Below are 15,302 nucleotides of genomic sequence, written 5' to 3'. Positions count from 1 at the left end.
TTTTCCTTTCTAGATTGTTAAGAATTTAAAACCTAATAGAAGCAATAATGTTAATAACTGTCAGTAAGTATTATACTTTATTGTTGATTTTTTACCAAGGGAGGCAGTGATTGATTTCTAGAAAATGAAATTTCTATTTTTAAATCCATATTTTAGATATCCACCTTCAACTCATACAATCCTCTCACAGCATTACAGCCATAGATGGCTTGAGCTTGTTTTAGATTATCTAGAGTCAAAACTCTCTCTGTGACTTGATTATTAGCAATGAGGCTTTGTCTGTAAATACCGTTTAAGAGTCCGAGGTGAACAGGTGGAGTGTAGAGTTGGTCCTCGATTTTAAGAACAAGGTTACCGATAGAAGTTTCTAAAAGTTCTTTCTTCTGATTATAGTAGATTTGCTCATGAGGTTCTAAACTAATGTGTGGTCGATAACTTGTTTTAAAGTAGGTATAGAGGCTATCCAAAGGATGTGTTTGCTCAACTAATCTTGCTTGACAAAAAACATCAGCTAAACCTGTTAATTGGTTATGTTCAAATGTAAGTTCACCGTTTTTGGCAAGGGACATTTTTAAACGATAGTCTGTGTCAAAATCAAGGGACTGACACAAATCTTCTACTTGATTTTGAACTTCTTCTTTATTGAAAGGATAAGAAAAGTAGCGACTGGACTCTTGTAGACGATTGAGATGTTCCTTAAGAAAGAGCAGTTTACCTCGATGAATTCGTCCAGTTGAGATAAGATCAAATTTAGGATTTTGACGGTATAGAACAGCTGACTTTTGCTTTGTTTCTTCATATTCAGCTTCCCATTTGCTGTCCCAGGTGATTCCACCGCCTACTCCATATATAGCCTTGTTTCCCTGCATTTGAAGTGTTCGGATGGCTACGTTGAAAATAGTCGGTCCATTAGGTAGCAAAATACCAATGGCTCCACAATAGACGCCTCGAGCTTGTTTTTCGACGTCTTTAATAATTGCCATAGTAGCTATTTTTGGTGCTCCTGTAATAGATCCACAAGGAAAAAGAGCTTGGAAGATGTCACCTAAACTGCTGTTTGGTAGGAGTTGCGTTTCAATAGTCGAAGTCATTTGCCAAATGGTAGAGTATTGTTCAACCAGGCAAAGGCTTTTTACATTTTCACTTCCTATTTTTGAAATACGATTCATGTCATTTCTAAGAAGATCGACAATCATCATATTTTCAGAACGATTTTTCTGATCCTGAGCTAGCCATTGTGCTTGTTTGAGGTCAGTTTCAGTTGTCAAGCCACGATTTGTTGTCCCTTTCATAGGACGTGTGGTCAATCCATCACCATCTTTTTTAAAGAAGAGTTCAGGACTTACGGAAATGATGGAAACATCATCGTGTTGAATAAAGGCATTGTAATGTGCATTTTGCTCAACAACCAATCGGTTGTAGATGGCAAATGGATCTGCTGTGATGTTCTGTTGAAGTTGGACGGTATAATTGACCTGGTAGGTGTCACCTTGACGAATATGGTGGTGTATATGCTCAATAGCAGCCCTATATTCCTCAGCTGAAGTTAGTTCTTGCCAAGTTTTTGGTAAGGTAATTGGCTTATAAGTAAGTGGAATAGGCTCTGTTTGAACAGATTCATGAATAGTGAAGTAGAGGAGATACTCGGACATTAATGGACCATCAATAACCTCAAATTTTGTCTCGAAGGCAGGGGCAGCTTCATAGGAAACATAACCTACTGCATAATAGCCTTGATTTTGATAGGCTTCGACTTCAGCTAAAAGATGCTTAACTTCCTTAATGTCCTTTGTTTTTAGTTCTTTAATGGTGTCTGTAAAGATTTGTCTGACACCAAGTTCCTTAAAATCAATAACAGTTTTCTTATGCATACATAGAGTATAACATAAGAAGATAGCCTCTGGTTCTTTTTCATGATTTAATTCTCTTTCTTAAAATTTTAGCCAAAAAAATGAACTTTTCAGATAGTTTTACATATGTTATAATGATATGGACTAAAAGAAGATTTTAGAGGGAAATATGACAAACAAAAATAAATTTGAGAAAGGTAACAGTAGTCTTTCAAATAAAAAATTGAAAAAAGTGACTTCCAAGCGGAATTCTTGGAAACATCAAATGTACGAGCTTGAGATTGCTATTGCAAAAGAGTCAAGCAATAAAAAGAGAGACGAGCTTATAAAACTTTATAATGGTTATATGAGTGAGTATAATAGTTTAAAGAAGCAAATCATTTGGTTAGCAGTATTGGGAATATGTTTCTTGGTTGTCTTGGTGATTTTGGGCTATTTTATTTGGAATAGTTATAACAGTGAGAACATCTCCTATACGTCTTCTTGGCTTCAAGAACGAGTAATTAGCACGATCAAGATTTAGTTATGATTAAAACACCTTATTTTATGACTTTACTACGCAATAGTGAACATAGATGAGTTGATCACTAAATATTAAAGAAGAAAAAGTAAGATATATCTCTAGATAAAAGTCTAGGGATTTTTTTGATAAAAGTGACCTTATAACCTCTCTATATAGTTATTAGCTATACCAATATCTAATTAAAATAAGACAACAATACCAGAAAGCCTTTATTTTATAGGGTATAGTTTAAAACTATATAAATAGGAAACTAATAACAATTATACAGACATTTATTTCTTTGGTAAGATTAATTCAACAACAAAGAGGAGGACACAAGATGTCAACTACTATCATTGGTTTCCCACGTTTGGGTGAATTCCGAGAATTAAAATTTACTACAGAAAAATATTTTAGAAATGAAATTACTGCAGACGAACTTTTAGCAGCTGCTAAAGATTTGCGTGCAAAACACTGGAATATTGTTAAAGAAAAAGGTATTACTGAAATTCCTTCAAATGACTTTTCTCATTACGATAACTTCCTTGATGCGGCCTTCCTTTTCAACGTCGTGCCTGCTTCAGTTCAAAACTTGGATTTGACAGATCTTGAACGTTACTTTGCTTTGGCGCGTGGTTACCAAGGTGAAAAAGGGGATGTACGTGCCCTTCCAATGAAAAAATGGTTTAACACTAACTACCATTACATCGTTCCTAAATTTGAAAAAACAACAGAAGTTAAACTTGCTGGTCACAAGATTTTTGATGAGTTCCAAGAAGCTAAAGAATTGGGTCTTAACACACGTCCAGTTGTAGTTGGACCATTTACTTTCCTTCAATTATCTGACTTTGAAGATGGTGTGAAAGCAGAAGACTTTGTAGACAGCTTTGTGGCAGCTTACCAAGAAGTCTTTGCAAACTTGGCAGAGCTTGGAGCTACTCGTATTCAACTCGATGAGCCAGCCCTTGTTAAAGATTTGACAGCTGAAGAAAAAGCTCTCTTCTTGAACCTTTACAACAAACTCTTGGCTGATAAAAAAGGTCTTGAAGTCTTGATCCAAACTTACTTTGGTGACGTTCGTGATATCTACAATGACCTTGTGAACTTGCCAGTTGACGGTATTGGTCTTGACTTTGTTGAAGGTAAGAAAACACTTGAATTGGTTAAAGGTGGTTTCCCAGCTGATAAGACTCTCTATGCCGGTATCGTCAATGGTAAAAATATCTGGCGTAACAACTACGAGAAGAGTCTTGCAATTCTTGAACAAGTGCCAGCTGAAAATGTTGTTTTGACAACATCTTGCTCACTCCTTCATGTACCATTTACAACTGCTAACGAAGAATTTGAACCAGCTATCTTGAACCACTTTGCCTTTGCAGTTGAAAAATTAGACGAATTGCGTGATTTGGATGCTATCCGTAATGGTCAAGGTGAAGAAGCCCTTGCTGCTAACAAAGAACTCTTCGCGACTGAGCGTGTTGGTGAAAATGCTGAACTTCGTGCCCGTATTGCAGGCTTGACTGAAGCTGATTACACTCGTTTGCCAGCATTTGCAGAACGTGAAGCGATTCAAAAAGATGCTTTCAAACTTCCATTGCTTCCAACAACAACTATCGGTTCATTCCCTCAAACTAAGGAAGTTCGTGCTAAACGTTTGGCTTTCCGTAAGAATGAATTGTCTCAGGAAGAATACGATGCTTTCCTTGCTGAAATCACTGATGAATGGATTAAATGGCAAGAAGAAGTTGGATTTGACGTACTTGTACACGGTGAATTCGAACGTAACGACATGGTTGAATACTTCGGTCAAAACTTGTCAGGTTACCTCTTCTCTAAAAATGGTTGGGTTCAATCATACGGTATGCGTGGGGTTAAACCACCAATCATTTGGGGTGATGTGACTCGTCTTAACCCAATCACTGTGAAATGGTCTAGCTACGCACAAAGCCGTACAGACAAGCCTGTTAAGGGTATGTTGACTGGACCTGTTACTATCCTTAACTGGTCATTCCCACGTGAAGACATCTCTATCAAGGATTCAACTCTTCAAATTGCTCTTGCAATCAAAGATGAAGTGCTTGATCTTGAAGCTGCAGGCGTTAAAATTATCCAAATTGACGAAGCTGCTCTTCGTGAAAAATTGCCACTCCGTCGTAGTGACTGGTATGAAGATTACCTCGACTGGGCAATTCCAGCCTTCCGCTTGGTACACTCTACCGTAGCACCTGATACACAAATCCACACTCACATGTGTTACTCAGAATTTACAGATATCATTCCAGCCATCGACAACTTGGATGCAGACGTTATCTCATTTGAAGCTAGTCGTTCAAATCTTGAAATTTTGGATGAACTTAAAGCTCAAAACTTCCAAACAGAAGTTGGACCTGGGGTTTACGATATCCACTCACCACGTGTCCCACAAGACGGTGAAATTGACCACACTATCGAAGCAATCTTGGCTAAAGTACCAAGCGGTAAAGTATGGATCAACCCTGACTGTGGTTTGAAGACTCGCGGAATCAAAGAAACTAAAGAAAGCTTGATCAAGCTTGTAGAAGCTGCAAAAGCAGCTCGCGAAAACTTATAAGCAGAAGTTATCATATGTTGAAGACCTTCTTCTTTAAGTGTAGAAGGTTTTCAATAGCGAATAATTTTCTAAAGATTTTTGTAAGCAGGCTATGATTAACAAGTGTACTCTACTTATGAAGTCAGTAGGCACTTAAAACAGCTTTCGTCTTAACAAAAATCTAAAAAGAAGAAGGTATAAAATATGACAAGCCAAACACCATCACTCTCTTTTGAAGTCTTTCCACCTAACCCTGCAGTAGGTAACGAAAAAATTCTACGTGCCCTTGAGGATATGCAAGGATTGGCTCCACACTTTATTAGTGTGACAGCTAGTAATAACAAATATAATATCAAAGAGACGACGGTTCCTTTGGCAGATCATATTCAAAATGACCTAGCCATCCCAACGATTGCCCACCTTCCGGCTATCTATTTGGGTAAAGAAAAGGTTGCTGATACCTTACGTGACTTGGATGCTGTTGGTGTACACCGTATCTTAGCCCTACGTGGCGATATCATTCCTGGTGTGGAACCTCTTAAAGACTTTAGATATGCCACTGATTTGATTGAGTTTATTAAGGAAGAAGCTCCTCAATTTGATATCATCGGTGCCTGCTATCCTGAAGGGCATCCAGATTCGCCAAATCAAATCTCTGATATCCAAAACCTTAAGAAAAAGGTTGATGCAGGTTGTTCTAGCCTTGTAACTCAACTCTTCTTTGACAATGAACGTTTCTATGATTTTCAAGATAAATGTACCTTGGCTGGAATTGATGTACCAATTCATGCGGGTATTATGCCTATTTTGAATCGTAACCAAGCCCTACGTTTGCTTAAGACTTGTGAGAATATTCATTTACCACGTAAGTTCCGTGCCATTTTGGATAAGTATGAGCATGATCCTGAGTCACTTAGAGCGGCAGGTCTTGCCTATGCTATTGACCAGATTGTAGATCTTGTTACGCAAGATGTTGCAGGCGTTCACCTCTACACCATGAATAATGCAGAGACTGCTCGTCATATTCATGGAGCTACTCATTCCTTGTTTAAGCATCATTCACAAGTTAGCTCTCTATAATTGAATCATAAAACTACCACCTATAGTTTAATCTATAGGTGGTCTCTTGGTTTTAGTAGTAAAAAAGATAGCTTGTCTCCGTAATCTAAGTTTTGTCAGTATAAAAAGACTTAGAGCTAAGCTCTAAGTCTTAAATATTATTCACCTACGAAAGCATTGATTTCTGCTTCGATATTCGCAATTTTTTCTTTAGCATCTGCTTCAGTTTCTCCAACTGTTGCAATGTAGAATTTGATTTTTGGTTCTGTACCTGAAGGACGAACGGCAAACCACGAATCATCAGCCAAGATGTATTTCAAAACGTTACTTGGAGGAGTTGTCAATTTTTCTACGCCGTCAGCAGTAGTAGCTGTTTGTTCCAAGAAGTCTTCTGTTTTAGCAATATCAGTGTTGTTGAATTGTTTAGGAGCATTGCCACGGAATTTGTCCATGATTTTCTTGATTTCTGCAGCACCATCAACACCTGAAAGCGTAACTGAAATTGTCTTTTCTGCGAAGTAACCATATTGTTTGTAGATTTCTTCGATACCATCTGCCAATGTCATACCACGTGAACGGTAGTATGCAGCAATTTCCGCAACGATAAGAACGGCTTGGATAGCGTCTTTATCACGTACAAATGGTTTGATGAGGTAACCGAAGCTTTCTTCAAAACCAAGCATGTAAGTGTAATTGTGCTGTGTTTCAAATTCATGAATCTTTTCACCGATAAATTTGAAGCCAGTCAAGACGTTAAACATTGTTGCGCCGTAGCTTTCTGCAATCTTAGTAACCAATTCAGTTGATACGATTGATTTACAAAGGGCAGCATTAGCAGGGAGAGTACCAGCTGTTTTGTGAGCTTCGAGGATATATTTGGCGATGATAGCACCAATTTGGTTACCAGAAAGGTTGAGGTATGAACCATCTGGTTGACGAATTTCAACACCAAGACGGTCTGCGTCAGGGTCAGTTGCAACCAATACGTCGGCATCTACTTTACGACCGAGTTCTTCAGCAAGAGCAAAGGCAGCTTGGTTTTCTGGGTTAGGAGATTTAACAGTTGAGAAGTCAGCATCAGGAACCGCTTGAGCTTCAACGACTTGAACAGCATCAAACCCAGCTTGAGCAAGGGCACGGCGAGCCAACATTTCACCAGTACCATGAAGTGGAGTATATACAATCTTCATGTCACGACCGTACTCATTAATCAAGTCTTGGTTGATGTTAACGTCTTTAACTTCTTTTAGGTATTCAGCATCAACATTTTCACCGATGACTTCGATGAGACCGCTAGCCTTGCTGTCTTCGAGGTCAGCTAATTTGACAGTGAAAGGATTATCAATAGCACGGATGTAATCTGTCAATGCATCGGCATCTGCAGGTGGCATTTGTCCACCGTCTTCACCGTAAACCTTGTATCCATTAAATGGAGCAGGGTTGTGGCTAGCTGTTACCATGATACCAGCAAATGTGTGGAGGTGACGAACAGCAAATGACAATTCAGGTGTTGGACGAAGACTTTCAAATACATAAGATTTGATACCATGTGCAGCCAAAACTTGAGCAGATTCAAAGGCAAACTCTGGAGAGAAGTGACGGCTATCGTAAGCGATCGCAACACCACGTTTTTTAGCCTCTTCCCCTTTTGAGTCAATCAATTGCGCCAAACCTTCAGTTGCTTGGCGAACAACGTAAATGTTAATGCGGTTAGTACCAGCACCGATCAATCCACGCATACCAGCTGTACCGAATTCAAGGTTGGTATAGAAGGCATCTTCTTTCGTTTTTTCATCCATTGCGACCAACTCATCACGAAGGTAAGCAGGCAATTCAGCGAAATCGAGCCATTTTTGATAATTTTCAGTGTAAGACATATCAATCTCCTTTATATTTATAAACGCTTACATTATATCACAATTAAAGGAAAAAAACATGGTAATTACCATGTTTTTCTTTATTTTTTCAATCGAAGTAGCACGGGTGTGATACTAAGTGTTAATAGGCCAGCAATAACCATTTCAGCAACAGAGTTTGTAGTGAAAATAGTTGCCATTAGAGTTTTTCCACCTGCTGAGTAGAAATTAGGGATTAGAAAGTAGATACCAAGAAGTACAAAGAATGTATTTGTAAAAGCCCCTAAAATACCAGATAGCGTCAACCCTATACGATTTTGAACTAACTTGTAGACAAAGTAAGGGAAAATACCGATTAAAACACGAGGAACAATTGCAATGACAGCAGATACCCAAGTTCCCCCTTCAACAAAAGGACTAAAAAGATAACTACTTACTGAATAGATGATAGTGTTACGAATAATACTCATAATTCCCATAAAACCGCCTAAATATGCTCCAATTTTAGGACCATAGACGATACTAGCAATAATGACTGGGATATGAGTTAAGGTTGGTTTGATTGGAAGTACAAAAGCAGCAAAGATAGTTTGACTGAGTACTTCAATAACGACCATTGTGGCTATTAATAGAGCCAATTGTGCCGTTTGGTTGGCTTTATTTTTTTTATTCATCATAAACTCCTTTTCTTGTTAAAGCACTATCGATTGACTCAATAATGACAGCAATATCAGCTAGAGCGCCACGACCTGTATCTCCGCATGCAAGTAAGCCAGATTTTGGAAGAATTTCTTGGTAGCCAACCTCTTGTAAGGTCTTTAAGTTCTTCTTAGTCAATGGATTTTCATACATTTTCGTATTCATAGCTGGTGCAATTAATTTGGGAGTGGTGCTAGGTAAAGCTAAAGCCGTAGCAGTTAGCATGTTATCAGCCATGCCGTGTGCTAATTTGGCAATCGTATTTGCTGAAGCTGGGGCAACAATAAAGAGATCAGTTTCCTTAGCTAAGTCAATATGGTTAATACCTTCAGCCAATTTTTCTTCCATAACATCGGTGTGAACCAGATTCTTAGAAAGAACTTGAAGGGTCAGAGGTGTAATAAAGGCTTGAGCAGCCTCAGTCATAATGACGTGGATGTCATACCCCTTTTTCTTTAGTTTGCTTGTCAGGTCTGCTGACTTATAGGCGGAAATTGAGCCGGAAACAGCAAGGATGATACGTTTAGTCATGGCATATCCTTTCAAATAAAGCTTGAGCAATTGCAGATTTAGTTGTAACTTTCTCTTCACCCTTTTCGTCAACTAGATAAGCAATATGTTGATTTGGAGTAATCTCACCCAAATCATTTGCCACAATAATGTTTGCTTGATTGCGTTTAAGACTGGTACGAGCAGCCTCGAAAAGATCTTCTTTGCTGACATTTGCGAGAAGTTTGAAGCCAACCAACTGAATATTGGGATTCCATTGTTTAACCAGGCTAATAATCTTTGGTGTCTTTTTAAGGAAAAGAACCTGATAATCCGAAGTCGAAGATATTTTGCTCTCAGTGTTAGACTTATGTAAGAGTTGGCTGAGGTTTTCCGTATCTTCCAACTCAGCGAAATCCGTCATATAAATTGGAGTATAGTCAGAGATAGCCATACTATGGATGAGGACATCGTGCTCCTTGACAAGTGGCTCCATACTTTTTAGGAGACTGTCTACGTTGGTAATTTCTGTAATCTTTAGATTTTCTTTTGGTTCAGGTTTAACGGCAGTCTTTGCAGTAACTAAGGTAACTTGGTGACCCTTGGCCAAGAAAAGTTCAGCGATTTCCTTACCTAGATAACCTGTTGAATGATTTGTGATTCCACGAACAGCATCAATCTTTTCAGTGGTACCACCTGATGTAATCAAAATTTTCATAGTAGTATTGTACTAAAAATTGAAATTTTAGTAAACAATAATAAGTGTTTTTGAGACATGTCCCCTATAAAATAAAGTTATAACTTTCTATAGTTAAACAAAAACCGAACATTGAAAAGTAATTCGTTAAAAATGGTGCGTTTTTTATTGATCTTTGTTATAATAGTACATAGAAAGATATAGGGGAGTGTCTCATGAAAACAGATATCGAAATTGCTCAAAGTGTAGAATTAAAACCAATCACAGAAGTAGTTGAAAAAGTTGGAATCGGCTTTGACGATTTGGAACTCTACGGAAAATATAAGGCAAAATTGTCATTTGATAAAATCAATGAAGTCAAAGACGACAAACCAGGAAAATTGATTTTGGTAACAGCCGTCAATCCAACACCAGCAGGTGAAGGTAAATCAACCATGTCAATTGGTCTTGCAGACGCTCTTAACAAAATTGGTAAGAAAACAATGATTGCCCTTCGTGAACCATCTCTTGGGCCTGTTATGGGGATTAAAGGTGGTGCTGCAGGTGGTGGTTACGCTCAAGTTCTTCCAATGGAAGATATCAACCTCCACTTCACAGGTGATATGCACGCTATTACTACAGCGAATAATGCCTTGTCAGCCCTTCTTGATAATCATATTCATCAAGGAAACGCCCTAGGTATTGATCAACGTCGTATTATTTGGAAACGTGTCGTTGACCTTAATGACCGTGCTCTTCGTCATGTGACAGTTGGTCTTGGTGGTCCACTCAATGGTATTCCACGTGAAGATGGTTTTGATATTACCGTAGCCTCTGAAATCATGGCAATTCTTTGCTTGGCTACTGATATCAATGACCTTAAAGAACGCTTGGCTAACATTGTCGTTGCTTACCGTTATGACCGTACACCTGTTTATGTACGTGATCTTGAAATTGAAGGTGCGCTTACACTTATTCTAAAAGATGCCATCAAACCTAACTTGGTACAGACAATTTATGGCACACCAGCCTTGGTACATGGTGGTCCATTTGCCAACATCGCTCACGGATGTAACTCAGTTCTAGCTACATCTACAGCACTTCGCTTGGCAGATTACACGATCACTGAAGCAGGTTTCGGTGCAGACCTTGGTGCTGAAAAATTCCTTGATATTAAAACTCCAAACCTCCCAACAACTCCAGATGCTGTCGTTATTGTTGCTACACTTCGTGCTCTTAAGATGCATGGTGGTGTTGCTAAAACTGACCTTTCTGAGGAAAATGTTCAAGCCGTTCGTGATGGCTTCGCAAACTTGAAACGTCATGTGGAAAATGTTCGTAAATTCGGTCTTCCAGTTGTTGTTGCCATTAACGAATTTGTTGCTGATACTGAAGCTGAAATTGCAGCTCTTAAAGAACTTTGTAAAGAAATCGATGTTCCTGTTGAATTGGCTAGCGTTTGGGCTAATGGTGCTGATGGTGGTATTGATCTTGCTAATGCAGTAGTGGATGCTGTTGAAAATGGCAATGCTGATTACAAACGTCTCTATTCAGATGATGACAGCTTGGAAGAAAAGATTACTAAAATTGTTACTGAAATCTATGGTGGTAAATCAGTTGTCTTCGAGAAAAAAGCTAAAAATCAACTCAAACAGTTTGCAGAATTTGGTTGGGATAAATTGCCAGTATGTATGGCTAAAACACAATATAGTTTCTCAGATAACCAATTCTTGCTTGGAGCACCAGAAGGTTTTGATATCACTATTCGTGAGTTTGTTCCTAAAACAGGTGCTGGATTCATCGTGGCTCTCACAGGTGATGTTATGACCATGCCAGGTCTTCCAAAAGCCCCAGCGGCCCTCAAGATGGATGTTGCTGAAGATGGAACAGCAGTTGGTTTGTTCTAATAATGAATATTTCTTTAAAGCAGTGCCTGTAGGTGCTGTTTTTTGCTCCATTTATGAAAATCTTAAGGAAAATAAGGTAAACTGAGTCTAAAGGAAAGAAATTAATGCACTAGAAGATTAAGTGTATTTTCGATATAATAGGATGACTTAGAGAGATATATGACTAGGTTTTACACCTAGCAAGAGGGATAACTATGATTAAAATTTTACTAGTAGAAGATGATTTGAGTTTGTCAAACTCAGTTTTTGATTTTTTAGATGACTTTGCGGATGTGATGCAAGTATTTGATGGAGATGAAGGTCTTTACGAAGCTGAAAGTGGTGTTTATGATTTGATTCTCTTGGACTTAATGTTACCTGAAAAAGATGGTTTTACAGTTCTTAAAGAATTGCGAGAGCAAGGAATAACGACTCCTGTTCTTATCATGACTGCTAAGGAAAGTCTAGACGATAAGGGGCATGGCTTCGAACTCGGAGCTGATGATTATCTAACCAAGCCTTTCTATTTAGAAGAATTGAAGATGCGTATTCAAGCACTTTTGAAACGTTCTGGTAAATTTGACCAAAATACTCTTTCTTTTGGAGATGTTCGTGTCAATCTTGCTACAAATTCAACCTATGTAGGCGATAAAGAAGTAGAACTTCTTGGTAAAGAATTTGATTTATTGGTCTACTTCCTACAAAATCAAAACGTTATCTTGCCTAAGTCGCAAATTTTTGATCGTCTTTGGGGATTTGATAGTGACACTACTATCTCTGTTGTTGAAGTTTATGTTTCGAAAATTCGTAAGAAACTTAAGGGGACAGATTTTGCTACCAACCTACAAACCTTAAGAAGTGTGGGGTATATTTTGAAGAATGCTGACTAAATGTTTCAATTATCTCTTCATGAGAATCAAGTCAGACGGCTTTAAGTCCTTCATCCATTTCTTTGCAACTTTTTCTGGTATTTTCCTTATCATGACTGTTATGATTTTGCAGATTCTGAGTTACGGTGTTTATTCCAATGTTGACTCTAGTCTGAAAATGGCAGCGACTAAGACCAATTCTTATTTAGAAATGGAAATGCTAAAACGGGAACTATTTCTGACCTCTGAGGTAAATCAAAATAATACGACAACCATTTATCAGGCTTATGATACTAAAAGTTCTACAGCTGAAACACCTGACTCGAGTGGCTCTAAGAAAGAATCTAAGAAGAAATCAAAGATGGAAGATGCCCCACATGATTTATCTGTTGCTGCTAATACCAGTGTCTTAGTACTTGATAAGAATGGAGAGGTCCTCAATGTCGTTGATAAATTTTCAAGCTTATCCAATCTACCAATAGATAAAAATAATATTGATGTTATCAGTAAGGGAAGTGCTCAGAACTATTTTGATCAAACAGAAAATTATCGCTTGATTACTGAAAAAGTAGATAATAATTTCTATCCTGATGCTAAGTACCTTGTTATTGCAATCAATACGACGCAATTAGAAGAAGCCACTGAACGTTATGTAAAACTAATTGTCATTATGATGAGTTTTTTTTGGCTACTATCTATCGTAGCTAGTTTGTATTTGGCAAAATGGTCAAGACGGCCTATACAGGAAAGTCTGGAGAAGCAGAAGGCATTTGTTGAGAATGCTAGCCACGAGTTGCGTACGCCACTTGCTGTGATTCAAAACCGACTAGAGGCGCTTTTCCGTAAGCCTGAAAGTACCATTTTAGATAATTCAGAAAACATTGCTTCAAGTCTTGATGAAGTCCGAAATATGCGTCTTTTGACGACCAATCTCTTGAATTTGGCTCGTCGTGATGATGGTATTAAACCAGAAATTGAAACCTTAGATTCTTCTTTCTTTGATACAGTCTTTACCAATTATGCTATGATTGCTGAAGAAAGTGAAAAGGGGTTTACTGCTCAAAATCAGGTTGGGCGCTCAATCCAAACTGATAAGACTCTATTGAAGCAGCTCATGACAATTTTATTCGATAATGCTATCAAATATACAGAAGATGATGGCCAGGTGACTTTCACCGTTCGTACTAATGATCGTCATCTTTATATTACAGTGGCAGACAATGGCCCTGGTATTGCAGATGAAGATAAGAAAAAAATCTTTGATCGTTTCTACCGAGTAGACAAAGCTAGAACTAGACAAAAAGGTGGTTTTGGGTTGGGCTTATCTTTAGCACAACAGATTGTTCTTGCTCTTAAAGGAACGATAATTGTCAAGGACAATCAGCCGAAGGGGACTATTTTTGAAGTTAAAATTACCGGAGTCTAATGAATAAATAAAAATCCTGCTAACAATAGGCTAGCAGGATTTTTATGATATTATGACAAGAAAAAAACTCCTACTGGAGTTTTCAATTAGTTAGCCAATTTAGCTGCAAGACGTGATTTATCGCGGCTTGCTTTGTTTTTATGAATCAAACCTTTTGAAGCGGCTTTATCGATGCTTGCTGATGCAGCTCGGAAAGCTTCTTCAGTTGGGTTAGCGTTGAATGCCTTAATAGCAGTACGCAAAGCTGATTTTTGAGCTGAGTTTTTTCGTTTTGTTTAACGTTAAGTTCAGCGCGTTTGATAGCTGATTTAATATTTGCCAATGTTTTCACCTCCAAATTTATCTAACTATGTCATTATACGTTATTTTAGGTCCCTTGGCAAGCTTTTTCTATTTTTTTAAATGAATGAGGTCGATTTTATGATTATCACCTTTATGAAGAATAAGCTCTGCACGATTTCGTGTAGGCTCGATATAATTTTCTAGATTTACCAAGTTGATTTCTTCCCAAGTTTTTTGCGCTAAGGAAAGTGCTTCTTCTTTTGTAAATTTGGTAAAACGATGGTAATAGTTGTTTTCATCTTTTCGAGCAAGTTCAAGAAGAGTTTGAAAACGTTCAAGATACCAAGTTTTGATATTTTTTACGTCAGCATCAATATAGATAGAAAAATCAAAATAGTCACTCATATAGAGACGTTGGTTAATGGGATTCTGAAAAACATTAATACCTTCAACAATTAGGAAATTTGGTTGACTAATTTCTTGAGTAAGTCCTGGTACAATATCATAAATTTCATGTGAGTAAACAGGAATGTTGACGTCCCCACTATTTTTTATGGTATCTAGAAAATTGAGAAGTAGTGGCATGTCGTAGGATTCGGGGAAGCCTTTACGATTAAGTATTCCCTTATCTATGAGGACCTGGTTTGGGAATAAAAAACCATCTGTTGTCACCATATCAACCTTCGTCTTAGGGAAGGTTCTTTGAAGAAGTAGTTGCAGAAGGCGACTGGTTGTTGATTTTCCGACTGCAACAGAACCTGAGATACCAATAACAAAAGGTCTGTTAGCCTGTGTTTTTTGCAAAAAAATACCTTTTGAAAAGGTGAGGTCCTCTGCAGCTCGCTGATAGATATGAATCAAATTGATTAAAGGAAGATAGATGTCCCTCACTTCCTGAACGTCAATCTTGTCATTTAAACTCTTAATGGATTCTAGTTCTTCTGAGGTTAATGATACTTGATCTTCTTGATAGAATCTTTGCCAATCGTTCCGAGATATAGTTTCAAAATTGATAAATTCATTTAACATAAGTTCCATTATATCAAAAAAGGATTCGAGATGTAAGCCTTACCATTTAACTAGCCTTAGTTTTATATTTCTGTTAGAATAAAAGAAAAGGACTATTTAGAAGGAAAATT

12 protein-coding genes and 1 pseudogene are annotated in these 15,302 nt (G+C 37.8%); 6 read left to right on the top strand and 7 right to left on the bottom strand.

The annotated features are described in order from the left end of the window. Positions 1–152: 152 nt before the first annotated feature. Positions 153–1,871, bottom strand: coding sequence for an aminodeoxychorismate synthase component I (pabB, locus tag HMPREF9425_RS05575; protein ID WP_003097414.1), 1,719 nt, complete (start codon positions 1,869–1,871; stop codon positions 153–155). A gap of 148 nt (positions 1,872–2,019) precedes the next feature. Here pabB and HMPREF9425_RS05570 point away from each other — a divergent pair, with 148 nt between their 5' ends. The 3 genes from HMPREF9425_RS05570 to metF all read left to right on the top strand — a co-directional run bounded on the left by HMPREF9425_RS05570 (position 2,020) and on the right by metF (position 6,001). Next, positions 2,020–2,373 (top strand): hypothetical protein, encoded by a 354-nt coding sequence (locus HMPREF9425_RS05570; protein WP_003097413.1) that lies wholly within the window; start codon positions 2,020–2,022, stop codon positions 2,371–2,373. A gap of 319 nt (positions 2,374–2,692) precedes the next feature. After that, positions 2,693–4,942, top strand: a complete 2,250-nt coding sequence (gene metE / locus HMPREF9425_RS05565) for a 5-methyltetrahydropteroyltriglutamate--homocysteine S-methyltransferase (protein WP_003097411.1) — start codon at positions 2,693–2,695, stop codon at positions 4,940–4,942. Between the two features lie 183 nt (positions 4,943–5,125). Further along, positions 5,126–6,001 carry a methylenetetrahydrofolate reductase [NAD(P)H] gene (gene metF / locus HMPREF9425_RS05560; RefSeq protein ID WP_003097409.1) on the top strand — a complete coding sequence of 292 codons (876 nt, stop codon included), beginning with the start codon at positions 5,126–5,128 and terminating at the stop codon, positions 5,999–6,001. Positions 6,002–6,138: 137 nt separating this feature from the next. Here metF and HMPREF9425_RS05555 read toward each other — a convergent pair whose 3' ends face one another. The 4 genes from HMPREF9425_RS05555 to HMPREF9425_RS05540 all read right to left on the bottom strand — a co-directional run bounded on the left by HMPREF9425_RS05555 (position 6,139) and on the right by HMPREF9425_RS05540 (position 9,742). Then, complete coding sequence (locus HMPREF9425_RS05555; protein ID WP_003094572.1) at positions 6,139–7,857, bottom strand: phospho-sugar mutase; 1,719 nt, start codon at positions 7,855–7,857, stop codon at positions 6,139–6,141. A gap of 80 nt (positions 7,858–7,937) precedes the next feature. Then, positions 7,938–8,510, bottom strand: coding sequence for an ECF transporter S component (locus tag HMPREF9425_RS05550; protein ID WP_037621508.1), 573 nt, complete (start codon positions 8,508–8,510; stop codon positions 7,938–7,940). Then, positions 8,503–9,066, bottom strand: a complete 564-nt coding sequence (coaC, locus tag HMPREF9425_RS05545) for a phosphopantothenoylcysteine decarboxylase (protein ID WP_003097406.1) — start codon at positions 9,064–9,066, stop codon at positions 8,503–8,505. The genes HMPREF9425_RS05550 and coaC overlap by 8 nt, the downstream gene beginning before the upstream one ends. Then, positions 9,059–9,742: a phosphopantothenate--cysteine ligase gene (locus HMPREF9425_RS05540; protein ID WP_003094310.1), complete on the bottom strand. Its 684-nt coding sequence runs from the start codon at positions 9,740–9,742 to the stop codon at positions 9,059–9,061. The genes coaC and HMPREF9425_RS05540 overlap by 8 nt, the downstream gene beginning before the upstream one ends. 194 nt (positions 9,743–9,936) lie before the next feature. Here HMPREF9425_RS05540 and HMPREF9425_RS05535 point away from each other — a divergent pair, with 194 nt between their 5' ends. The 3 genes from HMPREF9425_RS05535 to HMPREF9425_RS05525 all read left to right on the top strand — a co-directional run bounded on the left by HMPREF9425_RS05535 (position 9,937) and on the right by HMPREF9425_RS05525 (position 13,881). Beyond that, positions 9,937–11,607, top strand: coding sequence for a formate--tetrahydrofolate ligase (locus tag HMPREF9425_RS05535; protein ID WP_003097405.1), 1,671 nt, complete (start codon positions 9,937–9,939; stop codon positions 11,605–11,607). 194 nt (positions 11,608–11,801) lie between these two features. Beyond that, on the top strand, positions 11,802–12,476 hold the full coding sequence (locus tag HMPREF9425_RS05530; protein ID WP_003093839.1) for a response regulator transcription factor: 675 nt from the start codon (positions 11,802–11,804) through the stop codon (positions 12,474–12,476). Beyond that, positions 12,466–13,881 carry a sensor histidine kinase gene (locus HMPREF9425_RS05525; RefSeq protein ID WP_003097403.1) on the top strand — a complete coding sequence of 472 codons (1,416 nt, stop codon included), beginning with the start codon at positions 12,466–12,468 and terminating at the stop codon, positions 13,879–13,881. Before HMPREF9425_RS05530 ends, HMPREF9425_RS05525 begins: the two co-directional genes overlap by 11 nt. 86 nt (positions 13,882–13,967) lie before the next feature. Here HMPREF9425_RS05525 and rpsT read toward each other — a convergent pair. Further along, positions 13,968–14,203: pseudogene (gene rpsT / locus HMPREF9425_RS05520) on the bottom strand (30S ribosomal protein S20). A gap of 68 nt (positions 14,204–14,271) precedes the next feature. Then, positions 14,272–15,192 carry a type I pantothenate kinase gene (gene coaA, locus HMPREF9425_RS05515; RefSeq protein ID WP_037621505.1) on the bottom strand — a complete coding sequence of 307 codons (921 nt, stop codon included), beginning with the start codon at positions 15,190–15,192 and terminating at the stop codon, positions 14,272–14,274. Positions 15,193–15,302: the final 110 nt, after the last annotated feature.

The sequence above is a fragment of the Streptococcus vestibularis ATCC 49124 genome (assembly GCF_000188295.1).
Classification (GTDB): domain Bacteria; phylum Bacillota; class Bacilli; order Lactobacillales; family Streptococcaceae; genus Streptococcus; species Streptococcus vestibularis.
This window is presented reverse-complemented; position numbering and strand designations above follow the sequence as displayed.